Origin of the sequence: Nocardioides marmotae, from assembly GCF_013177455.1 — a bacterium.
Classification (GTDB): Bacteria; Actinomycetota; Actinomycetes; order Propionibacteriales; family Nocardioidaceae; genus Nocardioides; species Nocardioides marmotae.
In genome coordinates this window covers 2,598,043-2,623,922 of sequence record NZ_CP053660.1, presented here as the reverse complement: position 1 = coordinate 2,623,922, position 25,880 = coordinate 2,598,043, and the positions used below count along the sequence as shown (strand labels likewise).

General features: G+C 67.5%; 23 protein-coding genes. 3 read left to right on the top strand and 20 right to left on the bottom strand.

What is annotated here, in order from left to right; translation table 11 throughout:
* The first annotated feature begins 251 nt into the window (after positions 1-251).
* Positions 252-1,010 carry a hypothetical protein gene (locus HPC71_RS12620; RefSeq protein WP_154617120.1) on the top strand — a complete coding sequence of 253 codons (759 nt, stop codon included), beginning with the start codon at positions 252-254 and terminating at the stop codon, positions 1,008-1,010.
* Between the two features lie 95 nt (positions 1,011-1,105).
* Here the strand turns inward: HPC71_RS12620 and HPC71_RS12615 are convergent, their stop codons facing one another.
* The 9 genes from HPC71_RS12615 to HPC71_RS12575 form a co-directional block, all read right to left on the bottom strand.
* Positions 1,106-2,821, bottom strand: a complete 1,716-nt coding sequence (locus HPC71_RS12615; RefSeq protein ID WP_154617122.1) for a type IV secretory system conjugative DNA transfer family protein — start codon at positions 2,819-2,821, stop codon at positions 1,106-1,108.
* Entirely contained in the window at positions 2,818-3,288 is a 471-nt protein-coding gene (locus tag HPC71_RS12610; RefSeq protein ID WP_154617124.1) for a hypothetical protein, read from the bottom strand. The genes HPC71_RS12615 and HPC71_RS12610 overlap by 4 nt, the downstream gene beginning before the upstream one ends.
* Positions 3,285-4,364, bottom strand: coding sequence for an ArdC-like ssDNA-binding domain-containing protein (locus HPC71_RS12605; protein ID WP_154617126.1), 1,080 nt, complete (start codon positions 4,362-4,364; stop codon positions 3,285-3,287). The genes HPC71_RS12610 and HPC71_RS12605 overlap by 4 nt, the downstream gene beginning before the upstream one ends.
* Complete coding sequence (locus tag HPC71_RS12600; RefSeq protein ID WP_253943706.1) at positions 4,361-5,812, bottom strand: ATP-binding protein; 1,452 nt, start codon at positions 5,810-5,812, stop codon at positions 4,361-4,363. The genes HPC71_RS12605 and HPC71_RS12600 overlap by 4 nt, the downstream gene beginning before the upstream one ends.
* A gap of 38 nt (positions 5,813-5,850) precedes the next feature.
* Positions 5,851-6,255 (bottom strand): hypothetical protein, encoded by a 405-nt coding sequence (locus HPC71_RS12595; protein WP_154617128.1) that lies wholly within the window; start codon positions 6,253-6,255, stop codon positions 5,851-5,853.
* A gap of 421 nt (positions 6,256-6,676) precedes the next feature.
* A complete protein-coding gene (locus HPC71_RS12590) occupies positions 6,677-8,125 on the bottom strand; it encodes an SCO6880 family protein (protein WP_171896760.1) in 1,449 nt (482 codons plus the stop codon).
* A gap of 6 nt (positions 8,126-8,131) precedes the next feature.
* Positions 8,132-9,409: a conjugal transfer protein TrbL gene (locus HPC71_RS12585; RefSeq protein WP_253943705.1), complete on the bottom strand. Its 1,278-nt coding sequence runs from the start codon at positions 9,407-9,409 to the stop codon at positions 8,132-8,134.
* Between the two features lie 32 nt (positions 9,410-9,441).
* Positions 9,442-9,747, bottom strand: a complete 306-nt coding sequence (locus HPC71_RS12580; RefSeq protein WP_154617132.1) for a DUF6112 family protein — start codon at positions 9,745-9,747, stop codon at positions 9,442-9,444.
* A 32-nt stretch (positions 9,748-9,779) separates the two neighbouring features.
* On the bottom strand, positions 9,780-10,070 hold the full coding sequence (locus HPC71_RS12575; RefSeq protein ID WP_154617134.1) for a DUF6112 family protein: 291 nt from the start codon (positions 10,068-10,070) through the stop codon (positions 9,780-9,782).
* Positions 10,071-10,273: 203 nt separating this feature from the next.
* On the opposite strand from HPC71_RS12575, the gene HPC71_RS12570 reads away from it, so the two are divergent.
* Entirely contained in the window at positions 10,274-12,358 is a 2,085-nt protein-coding gene (locus HPC71_RS12570) for an RNA-binding domain-containing protein (RefSeq protein WP_154617136.1), read from the top strand.
* Here the strand turns inward: HPC71_RS12570 and HPC71_RS12565 are convergent.
* The 5 genes from HPC71_RS12565 to HPC71_RS12545 form a co-directional block, all read right to left on the bottom strand.
* Positions 12,355-13,473, bottom strand: coding sequence for a C40 family peptidase (locus HPC71_RS12565; protein WP_154617138.1), 1,119 nt, complete (start codon positions 13,471-13,473; stop codon positions 12,355-12,357). The genes HPC71_RS12570 and HPC71_RS12565 overlap by 4 nt on opposite strands.
* Positions 13,474-13,480: 7 nt before the next feature.
* The gene (locus HPC71_RS12560) at positions 13,481-14,146 is read right to left on the bottom strand and encodes a hypothetical protein (RefSeq protein WP_154617140.1); all 666 of its coding nucleotides are present in this window, start codon (positions 14,144-14,146) and stop codon (positions 13,481-13,483) included.
* 45 nt (positions 14,147-14,191) lie between these two features.
* Positions 14,192-15,169 carry a ParB/RepB/Spo0J family partition protein gene (locus tag HPC71_RS12555; RefSeq protein ID WP_195849542.1) on the bottom strand — a complete coding sequence of 326 codons (978 nt, stop codon included), beginning with the start codon at positions 15,167-15,169 and terminating at the stop codon, positions 14,192-14,194.
* Positions 15,162-16,010, bottom strand: coding sequence for a serine/arginine repetitive matrix protein 2 (locus HPC71_RS12550; protein ID WP_171896759.1), 849 nt, complete (start codon positions 16,008-16,010; stop codon positions 15,162-15,164). The genes HPC71_RS12555 and HPC71_RS12550 overlap by 8 nt, the downstream gene beginning before the upstream one ends.
* A gap of 337 nt (positions 16,011-16,347) precedes the next feature.
* Complete coding sequence (locus tag HPC71_RS12545; RefSeq protein ID WP_154617144.1) at positions 16,348-17,256, bottom strand: bifunctional DNA primase/polymerase; 909 nt, start codon at positions 17,254-17,256, stop codon at positions 16,348-16,350.
* A gap of 305 nt (positions 17,257-17,561) precedes the next feature.
* Here HPC71_RS12545 and HPC71_RS12540 point away from each other — a divergent pair, with 305 nt between their 5' ends.
* Positions 17,562-20,576 (top strand): UvrD-helicase domain-containing protein, encoded by a 3,015-nt coding sequence (locus HPC71_RS12540; RefSeq protein WP_154617146.1) that lies wholly within the window; start codon positions 17,562-17,564, stop codon positions 20,574-20,576.
* Between the two features lie 181 nt (positions 20,577-20,757).
* Here HPC71_RS12540 and HPC71_RS12535 read toward each other — a convergent pair whose 3' ends face one another.
* The 6 genes from HPC71_RS12535 to HPC71_RS12510 are packed head-to-tail and all read right to left on the bottom strand — an operon-like array spanning position 20,758 to position 25,859.
* Complete coding sequence (locus tag HPC71_RS12535) at positions 20,758-21,396, bottom strand: endonuclease/exonuclease/phosphatase family protein (RefSeq protein WP_154617148.1); 639 nt, start codon at positions 21,394-21,396, stop codon at positions 20,758-20,760.
* Between the two features lie 40 nt (positions 21,397-21,436).
* On the bottom strand, positions 21,437-24,448 hold the full coding sequence (locus HPC71_RS12530; RefSeq protein WP_154617150.1) for a LysM peptidoglycan-binding domain-containing protein: 3,012 nt from the start codon (positions 24,446-24,448) through the stop codon (positions 21,437-21,439).
* The gene (locus HPC71_RS12525) at positions 24,445-24,864 is read right to left on the bottom strand and encodes a TadE/TadG family type IV pilus assembly protein (protein ID WP_154617152.1); all 420 of its coding nucleotides are present in this window, start codon (positions 24,862-24,864) and stop codon (positions 24,445-24,447) included. Before HPC71_RS12525 ends, HPC71_RS12530 begins: the two co-directional genes overlap by 4 nt.
* Entirely contained in the window at positions 24,861-25,283 is a 423-nt protein-coding gene (locus HPC71_RS12520) for a TadE/TadG family type IV pilus assembly protein (RefSeq protein WP_171896758.1), read from the bottom strand. Before HPC71_RS12520 ends, HPC71_RS12525 begins: the two co-directional genes overlap by 4 nt.
* The gene (locus HPC71_RS12515) at positions 25,280-25,696 is read right to left on the bottom strand and encodes a TadE family protein (RefSeq protein ID WP_154617156.1); all 417 of its coding nucleotides are present in this window, start codon (positions 25,694-25,696) and stop codon (positions 25,280-25,282) included. The genes HPC71_RS12520 and HPC71_RS12515 overlap by 4 nt, the downstream gene beginning before the upstream one ends.
* Entirely contained in the window at positions 25,665-25,859 is a 195-nt protein-coding gene (locus tag HPC71_RS12510) for a hypothetical protein (protein WP_154617158.1), read from the bottom strand. The genes HPC71_RS12515 and HPC71_RS12510 overlap by 32 nt, the downstream gene beginning before the upstream one ends.
* Positions 25,860-25,880: the final 21 nt, after the last annotated feature.

The window sequence follows — 25,880 nt, the reverse complement described above, 5'->3', positions numbered from 1 at the left end:
AAGGGGGCAGCCAGCGGCGCCCAATGCCGACGAACAAGGACCGAGACGACGACTCCGGTGTCTCCCAATTTATGGGCCTGCACGCGGTAGCCGAGCACGAGCGGGACTACTACGCTGCCCTCAACCGAGAGCCGCACCCGTGTAGGAGCGGCAGAGAATCCGTGACGGTTCACTCACCGGTTGGCGCGCGTCGGCTGCGCGAGAGAAGGCGACACTGTCGCCCGTGACGCCCAGGCCCTAGGATTCCGCTGATGCCCACGCAGCGATATGCACACCGATTGTCTCTCTTGCGCTACGCGCCTTCGTTCAAGGCACTGGATGCTGGACATCAGGACTCACTGCTCAAGCGGCTGTACGCCGTGCACGACGCCTGTGAGCTTTCCCGATCTGACCGTTCCTTTCTTCGTGCCTCGATGATGGAAGTCGCGGGAGGCGCGGTGAAGTCGGAGTTGCCTGGCTCAGAGGTCGACTGGGGACTAATGGACGAGGCAGTTGACTCGGAAGACGACGACTTCATCGAGGGCGTTCTGGACAGGATCGGCTCCACGGCAGAGTTTCCTCTCACCGAGGCTGACGCGCGGTGGATAGCGTCCGAGGCAAAGGGCTACGCCGACTCCGCCCGGACTCGGCCAGTGCTGACGGCGGCCGACTTCGTGCCGGGCATGGGAGCAATATGGCACTACGAGACCCCTTGGCCGGACGGACCTTCGACCGGAGACAACGACCGCGAAGTCGGTACCGGGCCGTTCACCGCCCTTCTAGTTCTCCGCGTACACGCCACTGATGGAACGCTCGACGTGTGTCTGATGAAGGACGCGCCCTACTCGCCTGAGCACGAGCGCCTGGAACGTGGCGACGTGCCACCAGCTCGCGCCTTCATCGGGCTCAACACACCGACACAAGTGTGGCTGGGGCTCGACCCGGCCAAGCAAAACATCCATCCCGACTTCGGAAACGCTTACGAGCCAACGCAACTTGCGAGCCTGCTAAAGCGCCTCCACCTGATGTGACATTCATGTCGGTTCGACGCACCCAGTGAGGGACAAACCTTCGCGCTTTCGGGGGGCGCCCATTCTGGGCCGAAATGCGGCCGCCCCGCGCCTGGCTACCGAGACGTCCAGCGTCGGAGGTCGACGATGATCGGCGGGGCGCTGCGGAGAAGAACGAGGCCGGTGCCGAACGGCAGGGTTCGGATCCGCTCCGGTGGCATGACCGGGACTCGGCGGGTCGATCGCTGGAGCGATCGCTGGCCATAGTCGCCGATGCTCGTGGTGTCTGAGCGCTCCTCGCGTTCGCCGACCAACACCGACAGCTCCTGAAGGTCGCGCGAGGCGGAGGCACCGCCGAGGATGACCTTGACGATCGAGGCGTCCCAAATGGTGCTGGCGGCATGGTCGCCCCACTTGTTGCGGGCCTGGGCGAGCGACTGGAGCACAGGCATGGTGGTGATGCCGGTTCCGCCACCTTCCGCCATCAGGACGGGCAGGGAGGGGAGTGGGGCGAGGTTGCCGATCTCGTCGAGGGCCATGAGGACGGGAGGGTCCAGGCGTGCGCCGGGTGACGCGGCGGCGAGGTGGCGCGCGACCTCGGTGAGGTCCTCCATGAACGCAGCGACGAGCGGCCACGAGGCACCCGCGCCCGCACCCGTGGCGAGCAGGTAGAGCGCGCCGTTCTTGGTGAGGAAGTCACGAGGGTCGAACGCCTCGCCGGCCGCCGGGCTGACAGCGTCCAGAACGGCGGGGTCGGCGAGGCAGGAGAGGGCTTGCGCGACAGCCATCCAGATGGAGTCGCGGGTGCGCGGGTCGGAGCTGATCATGCCTTCGAGCGAGTCCGACCATCCGGCGGCGGCGTGGCGATGGCTGGCGAGGATGCCGACGGCGTCGGTTGCTGCTGAGGCGGACAGGGACCACTCGAAGAGGGCTCGAGTCGGGAGGTGCTCGAGCGCGGCGGCGTGGAGCAAAGCCTGGATCGCGGAGCGGGCCTTGCCTTCCCAGAATCCGCCAGACTCCGTGCCGCCGGAGGAGAGCCCGGTCGACGACGCCAGGCCTGAAGCGCGGATCATCGCGGTCAGAGGCTGCTCACAGCCGCGGATCGGGGACCACCGGACTCCGTTGTCCCCGACTGCGGGCAGTCCCGCGGTGAGGTGCTGTGGGTCGAATACGGCGACCGGGCCGCGTTCCTTGCGCGCGTCGATGGTGGCGGCGATGTTGTCCGGCCGGGTGGAGGTGGTGACGACGGCGCCGGGCGCGTTGAGGATGGCGTTGATGACGAGGTGCAGGCCCTTGCCGGAGCGCGGGGGGCCGATGACGAGGATGGAGTCCTCGACCGACGCCCAGATCTCCCGGCCACAGCTGCGTCCGATCAGGTACCCGACGTCGGTCGCCCTCGGGTGCCGCAACGAGGGGCGGAGGGTGGCGGCGCGTCGTACGAGGGCCTTCCTTGACGCCGTCGTGTCGATGTCCCGTGCGGTTGCGGTGCCCTGGATCCGGTGAGGATCTCGAGCAGTCCGGTGCCGGAGGCGGGCGACCAGTCTCCACACGCGCCAGGCGAGTGCCGCGAGGACGCCGATGAACAGCATCACCACGCTCCAATAGGCGAGCGCTGACAACCCGGGAGCTTCGAAGGCGCGCGCAGGTTCGCCCGGATCGGTGAGGACACGCAGGCTGCTCGCGATCCCGCTTTCGGGCATGGCCGTACCGGTCGCTACCGCCGCCGCCGATGCAGCGGAGCGGAGAACGAGCGCGAGAACGAATGCCGCCATGAGGCCGATGAGTGCCAGGTTCACGAGTTCGTCATTCGCACCACGTGCAGCGGGGTTCATGCCGGCGCCTCGAACGGGGTGACTGTCCGTGAGCTCATCCCGAGGAGCACAAGCCCGCCGCGGGTTGCAGCTAGAAGCGCGGGCGGGAGGTTGAGTGAAGCGTTGCCTTCCGCATCGGCGTTCTGGCGTACGACGACGTACGCCAGTGCGACCTCCTCGCCTGGCTGGAATCCGGCACCTGCGAGCGCCGGAGTAGACGGGTTGGGTGGCGGCTCCGCCGCCGCTGGTGCCGGGGATTCTGGGGGAGTTGCGATGTCGGAGTACGTCGATCCGTCGGCCTCGCGTATCTCGACGCGCACGGGCGCGCCGAGTTCGGAGGTGATCTCGTCGATGACAGCGCGAAGGTCACCGCGTGTTCTGCGCTGTTCGGATTCGCGCGTGACGCCGTCGACGTCGACGTCGACCGCCATCATGCCGTCGGCGTCGATGGCGACGTGAACAATGCTCAGGACGACGGGGATCTTCATAGTTCGAGCACGGACCCATCGCGCCGTGCGTCGGTGACGACAGGAGCCGTCCCGGTCCGGTGGCTGAGGGCTTCGCGGTCGAGCCCAGGCGGGTTGCCGTCGCCGACCTGCTGGGTGTCGACCTTGTCGAGGATGCCGAGCGCGGTCGCGCGGACGCGTTCGGCAGTCGATTGGACGACCTCGACCGGGTTGTTGCCCAGGACGCTCGCCGCCCAGGTCGACACGTACGGCACCGTGTAGGAAGAGGTGTCGAGCCCATGTGTGGCACCGACCATGAGCGCGACGGATTCGGCTTCCACCTCGGCTATCCCACGGTGCAAGGTCGCGTCGGCGGCGGACTCGGTCGACAGGGCGCTCTCCGGCGGCGCGTGGAGAAGGACATGGCCGAGTTCGTGGGCGAGGGTCTTGACCTGGGCCGCTTCGTCCATGTCCACGCGGATCGAGACCTCGCGGGAGAGGTAGTCGGTCAGGCCGTTGGCGCCGCCGATCGCCGAAGCCGAAGAGACGAGACGGAGTTCGAAGCCCGCGGACGTGATCTGGTCGGCGAGCCCGTCCCACAGCCCATCTGGCGCTTGCCCCTGGAGCAGGGAGGGGCGGGGAAGTTCGGGCACAGGGTCGCCCGTGGTCTGGGAGATGTCCCAGACATAGGTCGGCTTGACGCCGACCATGCGGGTGCGGGCGTACTCGCCAGACATCGGCTTCTCGTTGCGCGCCAGTCGTCGCCAGGAGTTCCGGTCGTCCGGCGTGGACGAGGCGAACCGGCCCGTCACTGGTGCGAGGATGCCGTAGCCGCGCTGGCCCTTCGCGACGCTGCGCCCAAGCGAGAGCCACTGGTGGAATCCGGCGACGTACGTCGGGGTCGGCTCAGGCACCTTGCCCTCGTTGTACGCCGCGAAGTGTTGCGCCGAGATCAGCATCGAGTTCCCGAAGCTGCGTCCTCGGAACTGGGCTGAGAAGGTCAGGGCGCGCTTCCAGTCCTCACCGGTCACGAGCGCCGCGACGGACTCGGACAGCTGCTCCTGGAGGGCCTCGAGCTTGGCCTCGCGGGCCGCCCGTCCCCGAGCTTGAGTGGTCATGCCCCGGCTCCCGTCATGCGTCCGGTGGTGTCGAAGAGCTCGAGCTCGGCGGGGTGCATCTGGTGCTGGACAGCGAAGGAGCGGTTCTTGATGCGCCACAGCCCCTGGCCGGTGCCGAGGGTGGGGATGAGGGACTGCTCGGTGCCGGTGAGCCCGAGCGCTGCTGAGGTCGCACCGAGTTGGTCGGCTTCCTGGCGGTAGACGATGCGGGTCTCCGCGTTCGCGAGCAGCGACGAGGCGAGAGCGCGCATGGCGGAGCCGGAGTCGCCGACGTTGTCGAGGTCGGTGAGCTTGTGGAAGATCAGCATGTTCGCGATGCCGTAATGCCGCGCGAGGCGCCAGTGGGCGTCCATCCGCCGCAGCAACGCGGGGTGGGACATGAGCCGCCAGGCCTCGTCGTACACGACCCAGCGCTGGCCCCCACTGGGGTCGAGCAGAGCCGACTCCATCCACGCCGAGGCGCAGGTCATCAGGACCGATATGAGGGTGGCGTTCTCGGTGACGCGGGACAGATCGAGGGAGATCATCGGGAGGCGCGGGTCGAACGTGACCGTGGAGGGTCCGTCGAAGAGCCCGGCGAGGTCGCCTGCGACGAGGCGACGCAGGGCGTGGCCGACGAGGCGCCCGTCCTCGGTGAGCCGGCCGTCGGGATCGTCGGCCGGGTCGGGGGCGAGGAGTCTGTCGACGACCATGGGGAGCACGGGTACGTCCGCACCGCGGACGGTGCGGTCGATCGCGATGTCGACGGCGGTGTGCTCGAGCGGGGTGAGACGGCGTTCGAGGACGGTCTCGGCGAGCGCTCCGACGAGGTCACGGCGACGGGATGCGATCTGGCTGCCCCACTGCGCGTCGTCGTACCCGGAAGGACGGTGGCCCTGGTCGAGCGGGTTGAGCCGGTTGGGCATGCCGTGGCCCAGGGCAATGGCGCGTCCGCCGACCGCTTCGGCGACGGCGGTGTGCTCGCCCTTGGGGTCGCCGGGAACGTAGACGCGGCGGCCGAACGGGATCGAGCGGGTGTAGAGGCTCTTGGCGAGGCAGGACTTGCCGGAGCCGACAATGCCGGCGAGGACGAGGTTCGGGGCAGTGATGTGGCCGCGGGCGTAGAGGATCCACGGGTCGTAGACGAACGAACTTCCGGAATAGAGGTCCTGGCCGACGAAGACGCCCTCGCTGCCGAGACCCCCTTCGGCGAGGAACGGGTACGCGCCGGCAAGAGTGGCCGAGGTGTCCTGATGCCGCGGCAGCCGGAACCGTCCGGGAGTGCGGAGCGCTGCCGGGCCAGATTCTCCGGCTCGGGGAAGGGTGACGGCGGAACGCTTCTCTGTGGTGAGTGCGTCGGCCTTTCGCTTCGCCTCGCTACGCCGCGCTTCGCGGTCCTCCGACAGCCGGGCTCGGGCGGCGGCCTTGCGCAGCTTCCGGTCCCTGCGGCGCTCACGTCCGGGGGACACCAGTACGGCCGAATGGAGTCGGCCGTCCTGCCAGCCGGTCACAACGACACCTCGCGATCCTGCAGGGGCCGGGGGACCGGTGCGAGCAACGGGCAGTGGGCGATGTCGTAGGCGATGGTCGCCTCGACCTCGTGCGCACGGTCGACACGGTCAGCGGAATGGTGGACCATCTCAGCCGCGCGATGCAGCTCCCACGAGACCTCGTACGACGCAGCGCGGCCTGCATTCGGGTCGGCGTTCGTCCACTGCTCGCGCGTCGGCCCGTCGTGGAACTCCCCGAGTTGATGGAGCAACTGACTCAGCGACGCGAGTGCCGAGCTGAGGGCACCGAGGACCAGGTACACCGCCGTCGGGTCGTCGATCGATCGGGTTGGGTGTGCGAGACCGCGGACGGCTTCCCGGAGTTCGTCGGCGTCGACGACGGGGTCGTTGGAGCTGGGCATCGAATCCTCCTGGACGAGCGGTACTCATCGAGAAGGTGCGTGTGGCGCTCCGTCGCCGCTGACGGAACGCCACGCGGTCATCGACCTACGCTTGCGGCCTACCGTGGCGGGGCGTGTTCACGGACCGGAGATACCAACATGGCGCACTCGCCTCGTCGGCAGCAGGGCGTGAGTTGGACCGGATGTGGCATCGACGCATCGGTCGTCGACTCGCTCGCATGTCGGGGACTCAACTACGGCAGGGCACCGACAAGGGCCAGCGAATAGGAGCGGTGCTTGCGGGGACGACCCGGAGCCTCCGAATAGAAGATCCCGCAGGAGTCTCGGGTCTCCTGCGGGATCTAGAGCCAGGATGGCGCAGCGCGAGCGCCTCCGTCCGGGTTTTCGCGAATCTGTGGAGAACTCCAACAGCGTCCGAAGGTCAGATCGGCCGGGCCAGGGGGAGGGCGGACGCCGAGAAGCCCTGAGCCTGCTGCCCCCAGAGCCGGCGCGTCTCGCATGACGCTTGGATCGCCGCCTGCTCTATAGCGGCGACGGCGCGCTCCAGCTCGTCCGGATCGGTAGCGCTAACAGCGACGAACCCGGTGCAGCGGAGGACCCCGTGTCCTGCGGTGAGGTCGGCTTCCTGTTGCAGAACGTCCTGGTACTCAGCGGTTTGCTGGGCGTCCTCGATCTGGCCGATCTTCTGCCGCTGGGCGGCATCCGAGATGTACTCGGTCTTCTTCTTGCGGATGTCGCGGGCTGCGCGGTCGGTGCGCATCGGCGTGTAGAGCAGCGTGAAGGTTCGACGAACGCCGGAGGAGAGCAGCAGGGGTGCGAGGAAGCCGGGGTACACGAGGGATCGCGGCCACTCACTGATCCAGAGGACGCAGTGGTGCGCCGAGTCGCTCCGCAAGAAGCCCCACGATTCGGTGACCGCGACGGGTCCGGCGGTAGCGAGGTCTCGGCCGATGTCGCCTTGGCGCTCGAGCGCACCGGCGACGGCGGGGTCGTAGGCCGATCGCAGGATCAGCGCGAGGTCTCCGGGCGTGAGCCATTCGCCGGGGGAGAGGTCGGCGGACCGGAGGGCCGCGAGCATGGTCGCCATCTCCTGCCGGAGTACGGCGGCCGCCCCTCGCTGCCCTCCTCCGGCTGCCCGGATCGCTCGCCCGGCCACCTTCATGTCGAGGGAGATCGAGACGGTCGACGCGTGGCGCTCGCCGGCCGGGCCGGCGCGGTCGACGAGCTCGCCGTACGTCGTCGATGCCCAGGAGCGAGAGCGGTTGCCGTGTTGCTCCCACCAGTCGGCGAGGCCCTTGCCTGAGTCGGGCAGTGTCCGCTCCATCACCTGGACGGAGGCGATTCGTCCGGAGCGGCATGCCGTCGCCAGGACGCGGCCCCACGAGACGACGCGGCGCTCCTGCTCAGCCGGGTCGAGTAGTACGAACGCGGGGTGGGAGACACCGACGATCGCGGTCAGCGTCGCTGCGTGTGGGTCGTGAATCATGACGGCGGCGGTCTCGGGGTCGACCCATTGACGCAGCCGAGCGGCATCGCCTGGCAGCGCCAGCGTGCCGGCGGGGCGCGGCTTCACGGTGCGACGGCGGTACAGCAGTTGCCCGCCGGTGTCTCGCCAGAGCCACCGCGCGCCGACCGGCGCCCACTCGATGAGCTTGCGCCCTCCGACGCCGACGAAAGCCAGTGCGACGAAGGACAGGATGATCGGGAAGGTCATCATCACGGCGCCGACGTACAGGCCGATGATCAAGGTGCCCGACGCGAGGCTGGCCATAAGCAGTTGGGGTCCGGACAGTCCGAGCAGTACCCCGCGCCTCGTCAGGCGCGAGAACTTGATCGGGGTCAATTGCGGTTCGCCGGTCGTGGTGGCCACGGCCGATCACTTCTTCCCGGCCGTGCTGACCAGCGTCGAGTCCGCGACCGGCGGTGGGACGGTCGAGGGCACAGCAGACTCGTGCGCGTCTGGGTGACCGGTCGCCTGCGCAGCGACGAAGTTGCCGAGCCCAGGGCCGGCCGCGGCGGCCTCCCTCGCGACCACCACTCCAGCGGCTGCTGCTCCGCCTGCTGCCGCTGCACCTCCCGAGGCGCTCCCGGTCCCCGCGCCAACGCCAGCCGCACCACTCGAGAGTCCGCCAGCGGACGGTCCCGCGGTCACGGGCGAGCTGCCAACCCCCGTACTGCCACTGCCACCGCCTCCTGCGCCGCTGTCGCCCAGGACCTTGGCCGGCTCACTGCCAGTGCGCCGGGATAGCGGAATCGGCATCGGGCGATTGAGAGCACCCTTGGCCTCCTGCTCAGCCGACATCGCGTGGTACATGTCGAAGCCCATGAAAGCGATGGCCTTATAGGTCAGGTACGGCGCGAACCCGGCCATCAGCATCAGGACGACGCCGGCCATCGGCTGGCTGACGGACTCCAGGTCCGCGTCGATCGGCGCAGATACTTGCGCGGTCGCGAGTAGGAAGATCACCACGAGGACGACCTTCGAGAGGATCATCGCGAGCACGAAGGTCGCCCAGCGGGCCAGCCAGGATCGGGTGTGGTCCCAGCTCGATCCGGCGAGTGCGATCGGCGCGAAGACGATCGCGATCAGCAGGAGCGCATTGCGGATCAGGAGGCTGATCCACACCACCATCGCGCCGACGATGGCGAGACTGGCAAGGAAGATCGTCAGGATCGCGCCGGCCCCGGGTGCGGCGAGGTTGATGGTGCCAAGCCCCGCGGCGAGTACGGCGACCTTGTCGCCCATCTCGTTCATGTTGGTGCCGGCGGCGTTGACGATGCCGATGCAGAGCTGGTCGGTGATCTCGAGCGCTGTCGCGAGCAACGCGAGGGCGACGAATGATCCGAGGATCGACTTGGCCAGCCCGAGCGCGGCTCTGGACAGGGCGGCCGGTTCGCGGCGGATCATGCCGCCGATGACTTGGAGCATGAAGAAGCCGAGCGTCACGAAGACGCCGACGCCGAACATGATGTTGTAGACCTTCGTGTACTCGCCGCTGGTCACGTCGACATAGGTCGTGGAGTCGATGACCTTCCACACGGACGCGAACATCCACTCGGCCGCTCCGCCCATGCCCTGCGCGAGCCAGTCGAACGGCGCCGTCACTACCGCTCCGGCCGCGTCCCCGGCCGCGTTGCAGACCTCGTGGATCACCGGCACATCGCAGACACCCATGACGATCGCCCTCAGACCTGCTGGCCGACGTTCCAGAAGAAGTTCACGAGCGTCACCGAGGCGCCGCAGACGATCGCAGCGCCCACGGCGACGAGTACGCCGAGCTTGCCCCTGCCCGCGAGGTGCGGGTTGCTCGAGTTCGCGCCGAGAGCCCACACGATCGCGGAGATGATCAGGGCGAGCACGGCGAGGATCAGCCCGACCGTCATCGAGGCGCCGACGATCTGCTTGAGCTCGCCGATGCCCGGGAGCCCGTTCGAGTTCGGATCGATCTCGATGTCGAGTGGAAGCAGGAGGGCTGTAGCGGGAAGGACCATCGGAGGGGCTCCTGACGTCGTGGGCGGACGTCTTATAGGTGCGGCCCGATGTCCAGCAGCCAGTTGGCCCAGGTGAGTGCCGCGCCGGTGAGAGCAGCCCCGCCGATCGCGACGAAGCAGCCGGCTTTGGCCTTCTGCGCGGCGTGCCAGTTGCCTGAGCTCGATGTGGTTGCCCACGTGGTCGCCGATATGACGAGCATGAGTACGGCGACGATCAGGCCGTAGGTCAGCAGCGCGCCGACGATGGCGCGGAGGTCTCCGGAGCCGCCAAGCGCACCGAAGTCGGGACCGACCGCTGCCCTGCTACGCACTCGAGCGTCCATGATCCACAGGTGAGCCACGTTCGCCGGTTCTTCCCTGCTCTTCCAGCGCGCACGCCTGAAGTCACCAACTTCGGCATTCGACCACGAGCGGGTCCGATGTCTCGTACCGTTCGGGGGGCGTTCCAGCCACAACTTTGGGTGCGACAGGGAGCGACGTGGGGCTACGAGACGTACGCGAGCGGTTCTTTCTGAAGCATCCGCTCGTGCACACGTTGGACGACGCCGTGATGACCTCGGTCAATCCCACCCCAACCTTCTTCTTGTCCGACAAGGTCGAGCACGATGATCTGAAGAACCTCACGTTCACGCTCGTTCGGCTTGGAACGGACGTGGAGCGCCGCTTCGGCATCAGCGGCGAGGTGGCGATCTTTCACGCCCCGTGGGGAGACTTTCAGCGACGCTCGTATAACGCCATCGCGAACGACTTGGTCGAGATCTCGAACGGCTGCCAGAGCTCGTCGCTGGGGAAGGTCAGATTCACGCCGACGACCAAGCTGGCGGTGGTCGTATCGAATGATGCTTCTGCGGCGAAGAAGGTCGCCGAGTGGTCGCACGACGATAGTTCCCCTACGACGATTGTCGTGCTGGACGCTGCCGCTCTGACGACGATGGCCCCGCACGAGATGCGTGTTGCGCTCCTGAAGGAGATCCGCGGACGGCTCGGTGATCGAGACCTATATCAGGCGCAGAACCCGGTGTCCGGCGATGACTTCTTTGGACGAGCGGGTTTGCTTCGGGATTTGTCGTCGAGTGTTTTGGCCGACCAGAACATCGCGATCTTCGGGTTGCGCCGCTCTGGTAAGACCTCGGTCATCCGCGAACTCAAGAGATCCTTGCTGTCGCGAGGTGTCGTGATCACGATCGTTGACATGCAACTAGTGACAGCCAGTTCGCTAGGCGACGTGGCGCGATCTGCGCTAACCGCACTCCTCGAAGACCTCCGGGCTGCAAGAGCGGCTGCCGGGGTGCGGGTCACCATCGGGAACGATTCTGATGGCCTGGTCGACGGCGCTTCAGTGGGCAATCTGGCTGATCGCGTTCGCAGGATTGCGTCGAGGAACCCCAGCCTCAGGATCGTGATTGCTGTTGACGAGGTCGAGCACCTCGTCCAGATGGCAAAGACTGACCCGCAGGAGGTCCGTGCTTTCCTCGGCGCCCTACGGTCGTGTGCTCAGGTCGCTCCAAACGTGTCCCTCGTATTCTCCGGTGTCGCGAACCAAGTGTTTCTGTCGAGTTCGCTGGGTCCCGAGCACGGACGGGTCGACAACCCGATGTTTGGACAGGTCAATCCGACCTTCATGACCCCGTTCTCAGCGACGGAGACCACGGACCTAATTAAGGGCCTCGGACGCCCGATGTTCCTGAGATGGAGTGACGAGGCGGTCGCGGCTGTTCATAGCGTCACAGGGGGCTGGCCCTTCTTCGTTCGCCAACTGGCCTCTGCTGTGCGCTCAAGCATCGAGTCTGAGGAAACCTCACAGATTGGCGACGACGCCGACGTTTCGCTGAGGTCGGTGGAGGCTGTTCTCGAGACCTGGCGACGTGGCGCGGCACGCACGTGGGCCGAGACAATCCAAGCTCTCGAACTCCACTACCCGGATGCCGCTTACCTCCTGAGTCCCGATGTCGATGCCGATTCGCTGAATGATTGGATCCGCAACGACGGCGAGGTTGGCGAGGCCGCGGAATGCCTAGAGGACCTCGGACTGCTCGTCCGCTCTCAGTCTGGGCATCGGTTCAGCGAGTCGTTGACTGCCCTGCGGGCTCTGGCGGGGCAAGGTCCGATCAAGCGGCTTGTTCGCGCGGAGGAGCGGGACTTGATCGCTCTCGCGGCGTCCCCAGAGGGCCAGCGGCTTGAGTTCAAGTCGTCTGCGCGAATCGATCTCGCAACGCAGGAGCGCAAGGCGAAGCACATCGAGGAAGCCGTCCTGAAAACGGTCGCGGCGTTCATGAACGCGGACGGCGGCGACCTACTGATCGGCGTCGCAGACGACGGCTCGCTGGTGGGTATTGACCCGGATCTTGCGCTCTTCAACAGCTCTGTTGACCGTTATGAACGCTGGCTGCTCGGCGACCTTCTCAGTCGAGCCCTGGGAGAGGCTGCGGTCATGCGGGGTGTGACGGTTACCTTTCCCAAGGTTCGCGGATGCGTTGTCGGCCATGTAGTCGTCGAGCCATCGGCGGAGCCGATCTTGGTGAATGACTCAGGCTTGTATGTCCGACTGGGGAACCAGACGAAGCGGCTCGAGGGACGGGAGTTGCTCGATTTCATTCGGGCGAGGGGTTAATCGAGTCGTCGAACGGTCATGACCTCGCCTGAAAACTCGCCGATCGTCCCGTAGCGCACGACGTCCCCGGTCCGCGGCGCGTGAAGGATCCGATCGCCGCCAACGTAGATAGCAACGTGGTGCGGCCCGCCGGCGCCCGGGTAGCTGAAGAAGATCAGGTCGCCGGGCTGCTTGTCGGCCCAGGCGACGCTTTGCCCAGCATGGATCTGGTCGCCGGAGTAGTGGGGGAGACGGATGCGCCCGCCAGATGCCTGGTAGGCGGCGTAGAGGACGAGGCCGGAGCAGTCGAAGCCGCTGCCTGTCGGCCCCTCGAAGTTGCCACCGCCCCACACGTAGGGCTTGCCGAGCTGCGATGCGGCGGCCTCGATGAAGTCTCCAGCGAACCCCGGTGGGAGGTTCAACGGCACCTCGCCCGCCGGTTGAGCACACGCGAGCTCGCTCGAGAGCGACACGCCGCTCAGCGTCGCCAGGACCTTCTCCGCGATCGGCTGGTTGACGGCGTAGCGGTCGGGATAGGCCGAGACCTGGACGGCCTGGGCCGCGACGCCGGGGTCCATCGAGGCCCAGCCGTCGGTGTCGAGCAGGCCTCGCGGCGAGCCGTGGTTCGGGCCGCTGGGACCGCCGTAGAAGGCTCGGGAGGACCAGACAGGGTCCATCAGGTTCTCGACGCTGCCCCACCCCGCGGCGGGGCGTTGCTGGAAGAGGCCGACGGAATCGTGGTCGCTGCCGTCGCCGTCGTTCGGGATGTTGCCGGAGTCCGGGTAGGCGCCGGTGTTCGACAGGACACGCAGCGACGACTCGGTCAGCGCGGTCATGATCGCGATCAGCTGGCCGCGGGCCGGGATGTTCTCGCTTTGGCCGGTGGCGATGATCACCGCGGCGCGGGTGAGCTGCTGCTGGTCGAGAGTAACGGCTTCCCCGTTGGTGTTGGTCGCGCTGAGGCTCTCCGGGATGGGGCCGGTGACGCCGAGGCTCCCGGTTGCATGGTTGTCCCACATGCAGCTGCCCGATCCCGCGGCAGCCGGGCTGATCAGGGTGGCGACGCCGAGGACGGCTGCGCCGGGTGCGAGGAGTACGGCGGCCGCAGCGCCGACGGCGAGCACCTTGATGCCCATGGCCGCGTCACCTGAGTAGGTTGTCGAGCTGCGAGAGCCGCAGGACGTGGCAGCGGTCGAATGACGGCTCGCAGGCGACGAAGACGGTGAACGAGACAGGGTGCGACGACTCGGCGCTCTCGCCATTCCACACGCCGCTCCGGTGCCGCGTGCCGGTGACGGTCACGGCCGTCGTGCCCGGTCGGAGGTGACCGTGGGCCTGCCGCACCGCAGCGGTCCAGGACTCGGGCACGTACGCGTCGTCGATCTCGATCGACTGCCGTACTTCCATTGCCCCGAGGTCGAGCCACTGGTCGACGCTCGGGAGGTAGGTCGCGACATCGGCGACCAGACCGGGCGCCTCCTCGCCAGACGGGTCGGCGTCGGCCAAGACCGCGGCGGCGTAGTCGGTCGGCAGGAAGCCGAGGCTGGTGTCCCAGTCGAACAGCGAGGTCGCGATGGCGCGTGCGTAGGCGATCGGATCGGTCGTGTGAGGGAGGGCGCGATCTTCGAGCGTGACCACCGGAGTGGCCGCGTCCGGGATCGACGCGACCTCGCCGGTCGTTCGAGGCGCCGGGGTCGCCTCGGTGGCCTCTGGACCACGCACGAGTCCGTAGACGCCGATAGCAAGGGTCGCGAAGGTGAGGACACAGCCGAGGATCACGGCTATCTGGCGCCAGGTGAGGTTGCGCATCGAGGCTCCGAGGTCGAGGTGGTGGACACTCCGGAGGTACGCCGGTCAGGCCGACGCGGCCGCCGTACGGGCGTCGCGGAGTCGGTCGCGCAGGTCGATGGTCTCGGTAACGACCCGCTCGAAGCGTGCCCACTCGTCGTCCTTGAGCGCGCCGGCGAGCTCGTCGACGTCGTACAGCTCGGTCCATCCCTCGAGTTCGGACCACATCAGTGTGAACGACCGCGGGCTGTGATGACGTGGCGCGCGCTTGGCCTTGTTCCGGAGCGCCCGCAGGCGCTTGGCGTTCTCCTCCTCCTGGACGCGCTTGAGCGCTTCGGCAGCGAGCCGGGTGACCTCGTCCTGCTCGTCGCTGGTGGGCGGGGGCGGCTTGCTGGCCAGCTCGACGGCGGCCTTCACGCGCTTGTAGGCCGGCGAGACAGGTGCGCCATCCTCGATCTCACTGAGCATGTTGGAGGCGAACTCGCGTACCGACTCGGTCAGCGTCTCGTCCTCGGTTATCGCCTGGATCCGGTTGACCTGCTCCAGCCGTTGGTACGAGTTCCCTCCGGTCGCTAGTTGGGCGGCGCGCGTCCGAGAGTCACCGCACGGCTCCGGCGAATCACCGGAGCCGGAGGCTTCGCCATCGCGACCTGCCCCGCCGAACTGCGTGGCGGCCATGCGGCGCTGCGCGTCCTCCTTCTCGAGGATCTTGATCTCTGCGTAGAGCCGGGCGGTCTCCACCGGCGAGAGTGGCTTGCGCTGCTCGTTCTCGTCCTGCTGGGCGAGCAGATGCGAGAGCTGGTCGGAGATACCTGCGCGGACCCACACGCTCAAGGTTCGCCGGCCGAGCTGGCGCAACGCTTCCAGTCGTCGCCAGCCGCATATCAGGACGCCGTCGGGAGTGACGGTGACGGGCTGCAGGAGGCCAACCTCCTCGATCGACTTCATCAGCGCAGTCAGCTCGCCGGGGTCCTTGCGGTGGCGTACGCCGACGGTGATCGAGTCGATCTGGCGCTCGAGTTCGATGTGGCTCTTGTCAGGCATCGATCCTCCTGGCGACCTTCGGGGCGGCGTCGCGGATCTCCACGACGAGCCCGTCATCTGCGAGCAGGTCGACGACCTTCCAGTCACAGGCCAGCATGGCGAGTACGCCGACGCCGGCCCTCGTCGCGGCGGCGGCTCTGTCGGGGTTGCCGAGCACGATCCGCAGCACCGTCGCCCAGGATTTGCGGTCCAGGTCGAGCGCGGCTCGTCCGGCCTGATCCCGCCGGAGGTAGGAGTGGGCGACATGCCGGTCGCCCGTCTCCATCAACCGGGTGGCGATGTAGTCGAGGGTGCAGGTGGCGCTGTTGCTCGGCCAGCCCAGTGCAACGAACATGCTGATCACCAGGCTGAGCGCCTCGAGCGCCTTCGTCGGGGGTGTCTCTCCGGGCTTCAACGGCGGGGGCGCCGCGCTGGCATCGACGGGCGACGGACCGCGGCTCTCGGCAAGGAGTTCGAGGAAGCCGGTCTCATCCTCACCGAAGCGGCGGGCGTCGTGATGACGCATGACCTCGCGGCGCCGCGCCTGCGCGGTCGAGCAGAGCAGCCCCGCTGCGCGTTCCTCGGCGATCAAACTGACCTGGACGGCGCGGGTGATGACCGCCCATGGGTCCTCGGCGCACCTGACCGCACGTGTTCGCATGGCCTCGAAGGCGGCGTACGCCGAATCCTCAGGCTCGCAGTGATGGGTGCGCGCCAGCGATCGGTACTTGCCGATCGTGAACTGCATGAGCCTCTCGGCCTCAGGGTCCTGCCGCCATGCCCAGTAGCCAGCGCTCTCGCGGTCGTGCAGGCGCTCCAGCACTGCCCGCAGGCCCTCGGGGGTGGCAAACGAGGCGTTCACAGTCCCAGTCCTTCCGGGCTCGCTGCGGACGTCGTCGCGAGGTGCGGTGCGGAGTGGCGGATCGTCCGGGTGGCGGTTGCCGGCGTACGTCGTGCTCGTCGCGCAAGCTCCGCCTGGAGGTCGATCCCACGGCCGACCATCGGCCCGACGTACGAACCGAGCTCGGTGGGGCGCACCCAAGCCACTCGCTTCTGCGCTTGCTCCCGCCCCGGCTGGTACGACTGGAGGGATGGGTCGTGATGCCGCGCCAGCCCACTCGCATCGGGCGCGACGGCGTCGGGGACGGCCGGTTGCTCCGACGGTCCGGAGCTGTGGCGGCGGTACTCGGCGTGCGTGTTCACAGGTGGATCCCTTCACTCGCTGGGGTAGGGCCCGGGCGGCTCCCTGGGCCGAGCCGGGGGGCGATGCGGAATGCGGAGTTGACCGTGGTCTCGATCTCGCGGTCGGGGAGTCCGGCGCACTGCGCGGCCGGCACGAGCCAGCTCATGGCGTCGGCATGGCTGAGCCCGTTCTCGGCCATGCGGCACGACGCCCAGAAGAGCGCGTGGTTGCGGCCGCCCTCTGGAGTCAGGGCCACCGTTCGCGCGAGCGCGTCAGGACGGCATCCCGTGGCTGGCATCCCGGGCGGCGGCAGCGCCGGTGTCGGTCGGGGCGGCTCCAGGAACCGGCGGAGCTCAACGGCATCGACGGACTTCGCAGTATGCGTGGCGACGGCGATGACGTCGTACGACCGCATGGCGCCGTCGACCGAGACCCGTGACGGGGGAGCGATCACGTAGCCGCCGTCGCCGCGGAAGTCGACGTGCGCCGCCGGGACTTGCCAGCTCCGTTGCTCCTGACCACGGACATTCGGGTAGTACGCGTGCAGACCGCCGGACGGAGTACGCACCAGCCACCCCCAGGCGTCCCCGAACCCCTCGGCGCGGGCTCGCTCGAAGGCGGCGAACCCGCTGCCTCCGGCGTGGACGTCGACATCGACGACGAGTACGCCGGTGGGCGTGCCGGTCGGCAGTCCGATGTTCGCCTCAGGCGTGCGCTGCCACCATGCGTCGACAACGCGGGCGACCGAGGTGGCGTCGTGGAAGCCGTTCGGAGCCAGCGGCTGCTTTCCGCCGGGCACGCACGGGAACACCGGGATGCCGAGGTTGGCGTAGCGCAGTGCGGCGGCCGCGAGCGTCGGTTCCGCAGCGACGCGCCGCATCGTCGAGACCGACCACGTCGGGACCGGGTTGTGGGGGTCGAACATGCCCTCGACGATGCGCCGTCAGGTATCCACGATTTCGGGATACCTGCCCGGATTCGGGAGGAGGATACCTGCGTTTGCGCAGGTCAACAGGTATCCCTAAGAACACGCCATCAGAATTGTTGGACGCGCTCGCTGCAGGTCGCCGGGGCCGCCACTGGTCCTCGCTTTCTCGGAGCGCTCACTCATCTCCCTGATGTACACGGACAAGCACCGCACGGTCGTGTGGGCCGGCAGGAACGACTTCGCCGGACCGCCTCAGATGTCATCATCTTCGTAATCGTGCGTATTCGGGAGGGAGGAGCAACATGGACGCCGCTGCGCGCCAGCTCCTCATCAAGTTGTTGGCCTCCTGGAGTGACTGGCCCGAGAGGCGGACCTGGTACCTCGCCGAGCACATCCCTCATGTCATCTCGACAGGACCCGAGGCCGGGCGCAACATCGAGGAACGGGTCAACCTCGGATCTCTTCATAAGCACCTCGATCTCGAGGAATGGGAGGTGCTCGGACTGCTCCTAGTTCAGACCGAGAAGCGTGACGAAGGGCCGATCGCTGCGTTCCGAGCGAAGGTCAACCGCGACCGAGCACAGGTCCTCGACGAGGAGCGAACGGAGCGTGCCGCGGAGAAACGACGACAACGCGACGCCGAGGAGCAGGAACGCCGAGCGCACCGCGCAGAACGTGAACGCGCACATGCGGAACAACAGGCCAGCAAGCGCGCAGCCGAAGAGGTCGAACGGGAGCGTCTCCGGCGACTGGAGCGCGAGGAACGGGACCGCAGCGCGAGGGATCGCGCTGCGGAAAAGAAGCAGCTGATGGATCGCTTGCGAGTCGAGATCGAAAAGCACTTCCTCGGCGCGGCGGAATGGCTGCGCCACAACGATCCAGACCACCTCATCAGCGTCCAGGAGTTCCAGGACGCGCTCGTCAACCATGTCACGGGCTGGTGCCGCACGAACGTGACGATGCCCAATGGCAAAGCATTCGTGCCCGACACCTCGCAGGCACTCGCCATCGCGACCCATGGACGGCACGCCCTGGTCGGTGCGCGCGCCGGCAGCGGCAAGACAGCGACGATGGTGGCCCGCTCTGTTTTCCTCATCCAAGCCTGCGGCGTGGATCCGAGCCGCATTCTCATGCTTGCGTTCAACGTGGCGGCCGCCGACGAGATGCGCGACCGGCTGGAGAAGATGCTGCCGCAGGGACGCGTCCCTCATGTCATGACGTTCCATGCGCTGGCCCACCGAGTCGTCCACCCGTCCCAAAACCTGCTGTTTGATCGGTCCGACTCGATGCGAGCTCTCAACAGGCACGTTCAGGACGTCCGGGACGAACTTATGCGTACGCCAGGCAAAGAAGAGTTGGTCCGTGAAGTCATGCTCGCCTACTTCCGGCGTGACTGGAGCCGGATCCTCGAACGCGGCGACAACCTCTCGGCCACGGACCAACTCGCGTATCGGCGCCACCTCCAGGACGAGAGCATCAAGGGAGACTTCGTCAAGTCTTACGGCGAGAAGGTCATCGCGAACATCCTGTTCAGCAACGGCATCGCCGGTGACGGGCGTGGAGCCGAGTCCTACTACGGCTACGAACACGATGTGCGTTGGAACGGTCAGAACTACAAGCCCGACTTCTCCATCTACGACCAGAACAAGAAGCGCCGAATCGTCATCGAGTACTTCGGCCTTCAAGGAGACCCCGACTACGACCGTCAGAGCCAGGCCAAGCGCGAGTTCTGGGCTGAGAGGGACGAGGTGTTCCTGGAGTACTTCCCGAGCGACATCGCGAAGCCCGGCTTCGAGGAGAGGATGCTGGCAGACCTCCGCAGCGTCGGCGCGCCACTGCACCCACTCACCGATGAGGAGCTGTGGCACCGAATCAAGAAGCGCGCCCTGGACAGGTTCACTGACGCCACGACCACGATCATCGGCCGCGCACGACAGCGCCGCTGGGCAGGTGAGGATCTTCGTCAGGCCTGGGCCACCATGGGCATGGACGACCCCGACCTCGACCGATTCATCGACCTCGGCGCCGAACTTCTCGACGCCTACGCTGCCAGCCTCACCGCCGACGCGAAGGAAGACTTCACTGGACTCATGTGGCGCGCCGTCGACAAGGTGAGAACAGGCACCACGTCGTTTGGCCGCGGCGGCAGAGTCGAGGGCGATCTGAGCACGCTGGAACACATCGTCGTCGACGAGTTCCAAGACTTCTCCTTGATGTTCTTCGAGCTCCTCGATGCCATCTTGCGGACATCCCCCAAGTGTCGTGTCATGGCCGTGGGCGACGACTGGCAAGCCATCAACGAGTTCGCCGGCTCCAGCACGGCCTACTTCAGTTCGTTCGAAGCCGACTTCCGGGATGCGACCCGACTCGCCCTCGCGACCAACCGACGCTCGGCCACCACACTCGTCACGCTTGGCAACACCGTCATGGGGGGCCGCGGGGCTCCGGCTCAGGCAGCGCGCATGGAGCGCGGCCACATTCGTGAGTTCACAGCAGACACCTTCGATCCATCGCCGATCGAGGCTGCCGCCTTCGGTGAATACGACCGACAGACTCCGGCGCTCCTCCGCCTAATCCAGGAACATCGCGTTAAAGGTCGTACTGTCGCCGTGCTCTCCCGTAAGCGACGCGGGACGTGGACCGTCAACCTCGACGAAGATCCACGCACTTTCTCGGAGTTCGCCGCCTACGGCGCCTACCTCCGGCAGATCCTGGACGTCGAGGAGCCAGAGGAACTTCGCTTCAGTTCGACTCACGGCTTCAAGGGCCAAGAGGCAGACACGGTCATCCTCGTCGATGTCACGCAGCGGAACTATCCGCTGATCCATCCGACGTGGACCCTGTTCCATGTCTTCGGCGACACCATCCCGACCCTGACTGAGGCCGAACGCAGGCTGTTCTACGTGGGAGTAAGCCGACCCCATATGCACCTCGACGTCGTAACCACCAATCGCGACCCTTCCGAGTTCTGGACCGAGGCACGAGGATCAAGCGCGGTCGTTCAGGGCGCTTGGGAGTCGTTGCCGGAGGTGCGGTTGCCGGGCGGCGGCGGACACGTCGAGATCCGCGTGTACAACTCGTCCGTGGAGGACTTCGACAAGAGCAAAGAACTCCTCGTGCAAGACCGATTCCGCTTCCGCGGCGGAACCGCCAAGTACTGGTGGCGGCTCGTACCGGCGGACACGTGGGACGATGCAGCGCTGCTCCGAGCGCCCTGGGCACAACACCCAGGCGTCCGGATAGAGGCATGGAGCGACGGTCGCCGTGACTTCGAACATCGTGTGCCCGGTGGACGACAGGCATGGAGCCCGTTCTGATCAACCCGCCGAGCCGCATTGGGGGGCCAGCAGTCCAACGCTGGCCGGACGAGCGAGGTGAAGGCGGTTCGGCAGATGCGGGCCGGTGGCTCCAACTTTGCTCGGGTCGAAGTGTCGCCCTTGCTTCGGCGACGTGTGTCGCGGACACGCTGCCGCGGTCGTCGCGGCGCCCCTGAGCCAGTCACTCGATTTCAACGACGTAGACGTCGTGGTCTGAGAGCTCGAGGCCGTCGACGATCGCGCTGACGTGCTCGACCGCCGTGACATTCCAGAACGCGGGTACGGCGACGTGGTCGATGGTTCGGGCGCCTGGGAGTCGGTGGGGCGCCGCATCGGTAGGTGCGCTGAGCCCGAGATAGTCGAGAGCGCCGTGGATCGAGGTCCGGCCGTCCTTCGAGCCCGCGTACAGCCGACCAGTCAGCTCGTGATTCCAGTCGCCGCCCCAAACGACGGGCGCAGCCGTCCGGATGCTCGTGACAGCGGCAGCTGTCCTCGAGCCCTGGTCTCGGCCGGCCCAAGGCGGAGCGCCGCCACCGTTTCGCCACGGCAGGATCGACGAGGCGACCCGAAGGCCGTCGATCTCGGCGAGCGCGGTGGCTCCGTGCGGATCAGGCAGGGGTCGCATAGGTGCTTCAGCCGCGACCGCGGCCCAACGACGCCCCGGTTGCATCTCACCTTCGGTGAGATGGATGTTGAGCCCAGGGATCTCGACCGTGGCGAGCACCTCGGTCAGTAGGAGCAGGTCCGCCCGCAGGGACATGGTCAGCCGCTGGTGCCGCGGCGTCCACTTGCCTTCGAGGTTCCAGGTCGCGATCCTCACGTCCGAAGTCTCGCGCACGAGCACGCGCCTTCCCTTGGTATCAGCCCGTTTGGCGTCGTGCTGCCTGCGACTGGCGCTTGCCTTCGACGACTTCTGCGGTTCGAGGAGGCAACTGAATCGGTCCGTAGTCGTCGTCGATCCGGTTGGAGACTCCGTTCCGCAGCCGCGCTTCGGCTCCTTCTACGTCTCCCATGGCTCGGTCGACCGCGACGCGGTCCAGGGTGGCGATCTCGTCGTACGGCGACGCGGCGAGGGCGACGTTCGACGCGAAGTCGGCCAGGCCGAGGTCGCCGACGGTCAGCGCGTGCGTGGTGACGATGTGTCCGACGTCGACGATCGCGGCCGTCATGATGTGGTCGAGCCGGGCGCCTTCGAGGAGCCAGCCCCAGCCGTCCTTGCGCAGGTCGGTGAACGGCTCGCCGCTGACGAGGTGCAGTGCGGCGATGAGGTCGTCCATCCCCTCGGCGCCGCGGCTCTGGCCGCGGGCACGCAGACGTCTGAACAGGTCGAGATCGCAGAGAACCCCGTCGAGGGCGTAGGTCGCCGGGACGCCGTCCTGATGGGTCTGCTGCGCTCGCGGAAGGAACGGCTTGCCCGCCCGGCTCTGCCCGAGCCACTTCCGGATGATGCTCAGGTCGGACCGCGCCTTCTGAGGACGGATGCCGAGGTCCTCGGCAAGCTTCTCGGCGGTGATTCCCTTTGGGTGGAGTGCCAGGTACGCGAGGAACTCGACGTAGTAGGGCCGCCGGTGGGCCGTCGCAGTCGCATCGCCGAGGCTCCTCACTGTGATCGGTCCGAGCAGCGTGACCTTCGGTGCGACGGGAACCGGGGAGTCCCAGCGGGCAAGGTCCTCGTCGAGGCCCGGGTCGGCGGCTTCCAGGGCCGGCGCGGCCTCTGCGGCTGCGATCGGAGCCAGAGTTTCGACGTCGTCGACGGTCGTGGCCGCCCGGTCGGCGTACACGTGGGCCTCGAGCGGAAGAAGCGACGAGCTGCCCGCTGGTTGTGCCTCTGGACGTGGTTCGGTCAGCTCTTCCACGAGGGCACCAGCGCAGTCCGACACGGCCCCGCTGTCAGTCGGGCGGGGGACCGGCACGACCTCGGCCTCCGTGGTGAGGTCGATCAGCGCGGCGCATGCCTCCGCCTCGGCAGAGGTGAGCCCCGATGCAGCGAGATCGAGGTCGAGGGACGGGATCCGGAGACGCCCCTCAGGTGAGACGTTGACGTCGACGTACGGCGGGGCGGCTTCGTTTCCGATGGTCACCAGAGCCACGCCGGCGCTTCCCGGGAATCCGACGATGGCTCCCGCCAACCGAGCCAGGCCAGGCCCACTGTCGCCGGTGGCAACGATCGCTGCGTGAAACTCGTCGGGCTCTCCGGTCGGGCTGGCAGCCCCGAGATCGTCGGCTAGGGCGTCGAGGAACGCGGCGTCTCCGGGGTCGTGGACGTGGACGAAGTCGCGGTTGATCGCGGCGAGCTCGCCGCCGATACCAAGTGCTTCGATGTGCACCGGCGACGCCCAGGGGTTGACGACCAGTTCAGCCATGAGATGGCGAGCCAGTGCGGCGGTGCGGTCGTCGTCACCGGTGAGCGCCACCGCACGGAGCTCCTCGATGTTGAGGAGGACGAGGGCTCCGTCGTCGGCCTGACCGACGCTGACCAGCATTGGGTACGGCGACAGCGCATCTGGGGGCCGAGTGGTGACCTCGTCGACCGAGAGCTGCCATGTAACGCCTTCCCCAGTCCATGGCATGGGGAGCTCAGCCGGCTCCGCGAGCGTCAGCACGATTCGGCTCGGTAAGAGTCGGACGGAGACCAGACGCGGTGCAGGGACGAGGCCGCGAAGGGCCGCATCGAGTTCTTCGATCGGGTGGGCGGTGGCAGAGCCGGTCACCTGCACCGACTTCTCGACCGCGCGCAACTCCTCGGGTGGTGCCGCGATGATCCTGCCCGGCCGGCGGTAGCGCAGCTGGGTCCGCCGGTGCTGCCGGAGGACCAACCAGAGCGAGCCGGCCAGGAGTGCTCCCGCACCGGCCAATCCCGGGAGCAGCCAACTCGGAGCGACCTCCTCCTCGGCAGATTCGGACTCGGTCTGCTCAGGCGCCGGATCTGCTATCTCCGGAGCCGGAGGTGTGGCTTCCGTCGGAGGAGTCGCCTCTTGGGCGGGTGGCTCCTGGGCGTGCTTCGGCTTCTGCGGCTCAGCCGGATCGGACCGTCCGGGGAGGGTGAGCTTCCAGCCAGGGAGGATGAGATCCGGGTCGGAGAGGTGGGCCCCGTTGGGCTGAACGGTGTCGCGCGATGCGCGGAAGATCGACGGGTACGCGTCGGCGTCGCCCAGTTGGTCCTCGGAGATCTCGGAGAGGGTGTCACCGGGCTGGACGACGTACGACCCGTCGGCTGAGTCGTCAGCGATGGGGACCTTGAGCACGGTGCCGGGCAGGAGGAAGTCGGGGCGCCCGTCGAGGACGGTCTCGTTGAGGGCGACGAGTTCGACGTAACGCGTGCCGTCGCCGAGTCGGTCTTCGGCGATCTTCCAGAGGCTGTCGCCGCGCCTGACCGTGTAGCGCTCGGTCGCTGGCTGCACAGCCTGGGGGCGGTCCACCGCACGGTTTGGTACCGGCGTCTCGGCCTCTCCAACCGCCTCCGGGACTTCGGGCAACGGCGCCGCGACGACCGCGTGTGCGCGGGGCTGGGGCAGCACCGCGCTGATGGCCGGCACTGCGACGAACAGCAGCGCCGCGGCGGCGACCAGGCGGTCGGCGGCGAGCTGCGGCACAGCGAGACCCGGAAGGCGCGGTGAGCGGATGCCGCGAACTTGCGACACGATGGAGGCAATGAGTTGGCAGGTGAAGACCGTCCACGCGATCCAGCAGACCGCGGTGATGACCTGCAGGGCCACTGTGCCGTCGTCCTGAGACGTCAGCCGAGACCACGTGAACGCGCTCAGGTCGGGGAGCGCATCGATAGCAATCAGCAACACGGGTACGCCGGCCATGAATCCGACGAGCGCGATGGCGGCCAGGAGGCCGCGCACTCTGGAGCTGGCTCCGTTCATTGCTCGCTACCTCCGAGGGTGCGGACGATTCGCGCGGTCGCGGTGCCGGTGACGTCGAGGCGGTTGATGCCGATGAGACCGAGGAACTGCGGGTCGTAGGAGTCGTTCACGGTCACCGTGATCGTGGTGCCGGCGGTGATCGCTACGGTGCCGTTGACTCCTGCTGCTTCGAGGTAGCGCTGTGCGGCAGTGCGTGCGGCGGCGGGGTTGATCACGAGATCGTGGCCCTGGATGGCGGAGCCGCCCTCGACCTCCTCGCCGCCGGCCCTCGCGGCTTGTGCGGCGAGGTCGTGGGCTCGCTCGTGAGCGTGGACCTGTCCTCCGAGGTCGACCGCGAGGCCGACGAGAAAGATCATCACGAAGCTGGACAGGGCCAGCCAAACAGTGGCGGAACCACGCTCGTCTCGGCGGTTCATCGTTCGCGCCAGGTATCAAGCGGGCTGGACATGGTCGCCCGCATGACGCGGGATCCAGGGACTCCGGGAACTGCAAGATCTGACAGGTCGAGACGGCAGGACACAGTCACATTCACGGAACCCGGGACGCCCGGCTGCTTGTTGAAGTCGCTCGTGTCGACGGCGACATCGACGGCCGAGCAGCCGATCTTCTGGTTCGTGATGCTGGATGTCGCTGCCTCGCGTGCATCGGCGCGGGCGACGTCCGCGTCGCGCGCGAGTGAGGCCGACCGGGCGGCATCGGCAGCCGCGGACTGGAGCGCCTCATGAGTCGTCGCCGTACGGCCCCCGAAGATGATCAGGCCGACGAACAGGGCGAAGGCCGGCACGCCGATCGTCGCCTCGATCGCCGCCGAGCCCCGTTCGTCGCGGCGGATCACGGCGCCGTCACGTTCTCGACCGGCACGCTCGCACTCTGCGTGATGCGGACCTTCCAGCCGGGGATGACGCTCAGGCTGAAGCCGCTGACCGTCACGGTGGCCGTGGTGGCTGTCCGGCGCGCGCTTGTGGAGGTCACGGCCAGCACGTCCTCTCCGCCGGCTTCCTTGAGGAAGTCGTTGGCCGCGCCGACGCCGTCGGACTCCCCGCCCTGCTCGCCGCCGGTGGCTCGGGCGCCCTGCTGCGCGGCGGCGATCGCGACCGTCTTCGCCTGGTAGTAAAGGGCGGCCTGCATGCCCAGGAACATGACTGCGAAGAGTGCGGGCAGCAGTACAACGAGCTCGATCGAGACCGAGCCCCGCTCGCCGCGTCGCTGGCGGCGGCTACTTGATCTTGCCCGCTTGCGAGGTGACATAGTTCGTGACCGCGAGGACCACTACTCCGACGATGCCGATGACGGCGACCGCCCAGAGGACGTGCTCCATCGTCACCGAGCCGCGTTCGCTGCGGCGGGATGCACGCAGGTCGTCGTACTTGCTGAGTGCTGCGATCTGCAGCAGGACCAGAACCTTCAACATGGGTTTCCTCCTGTGGATGAG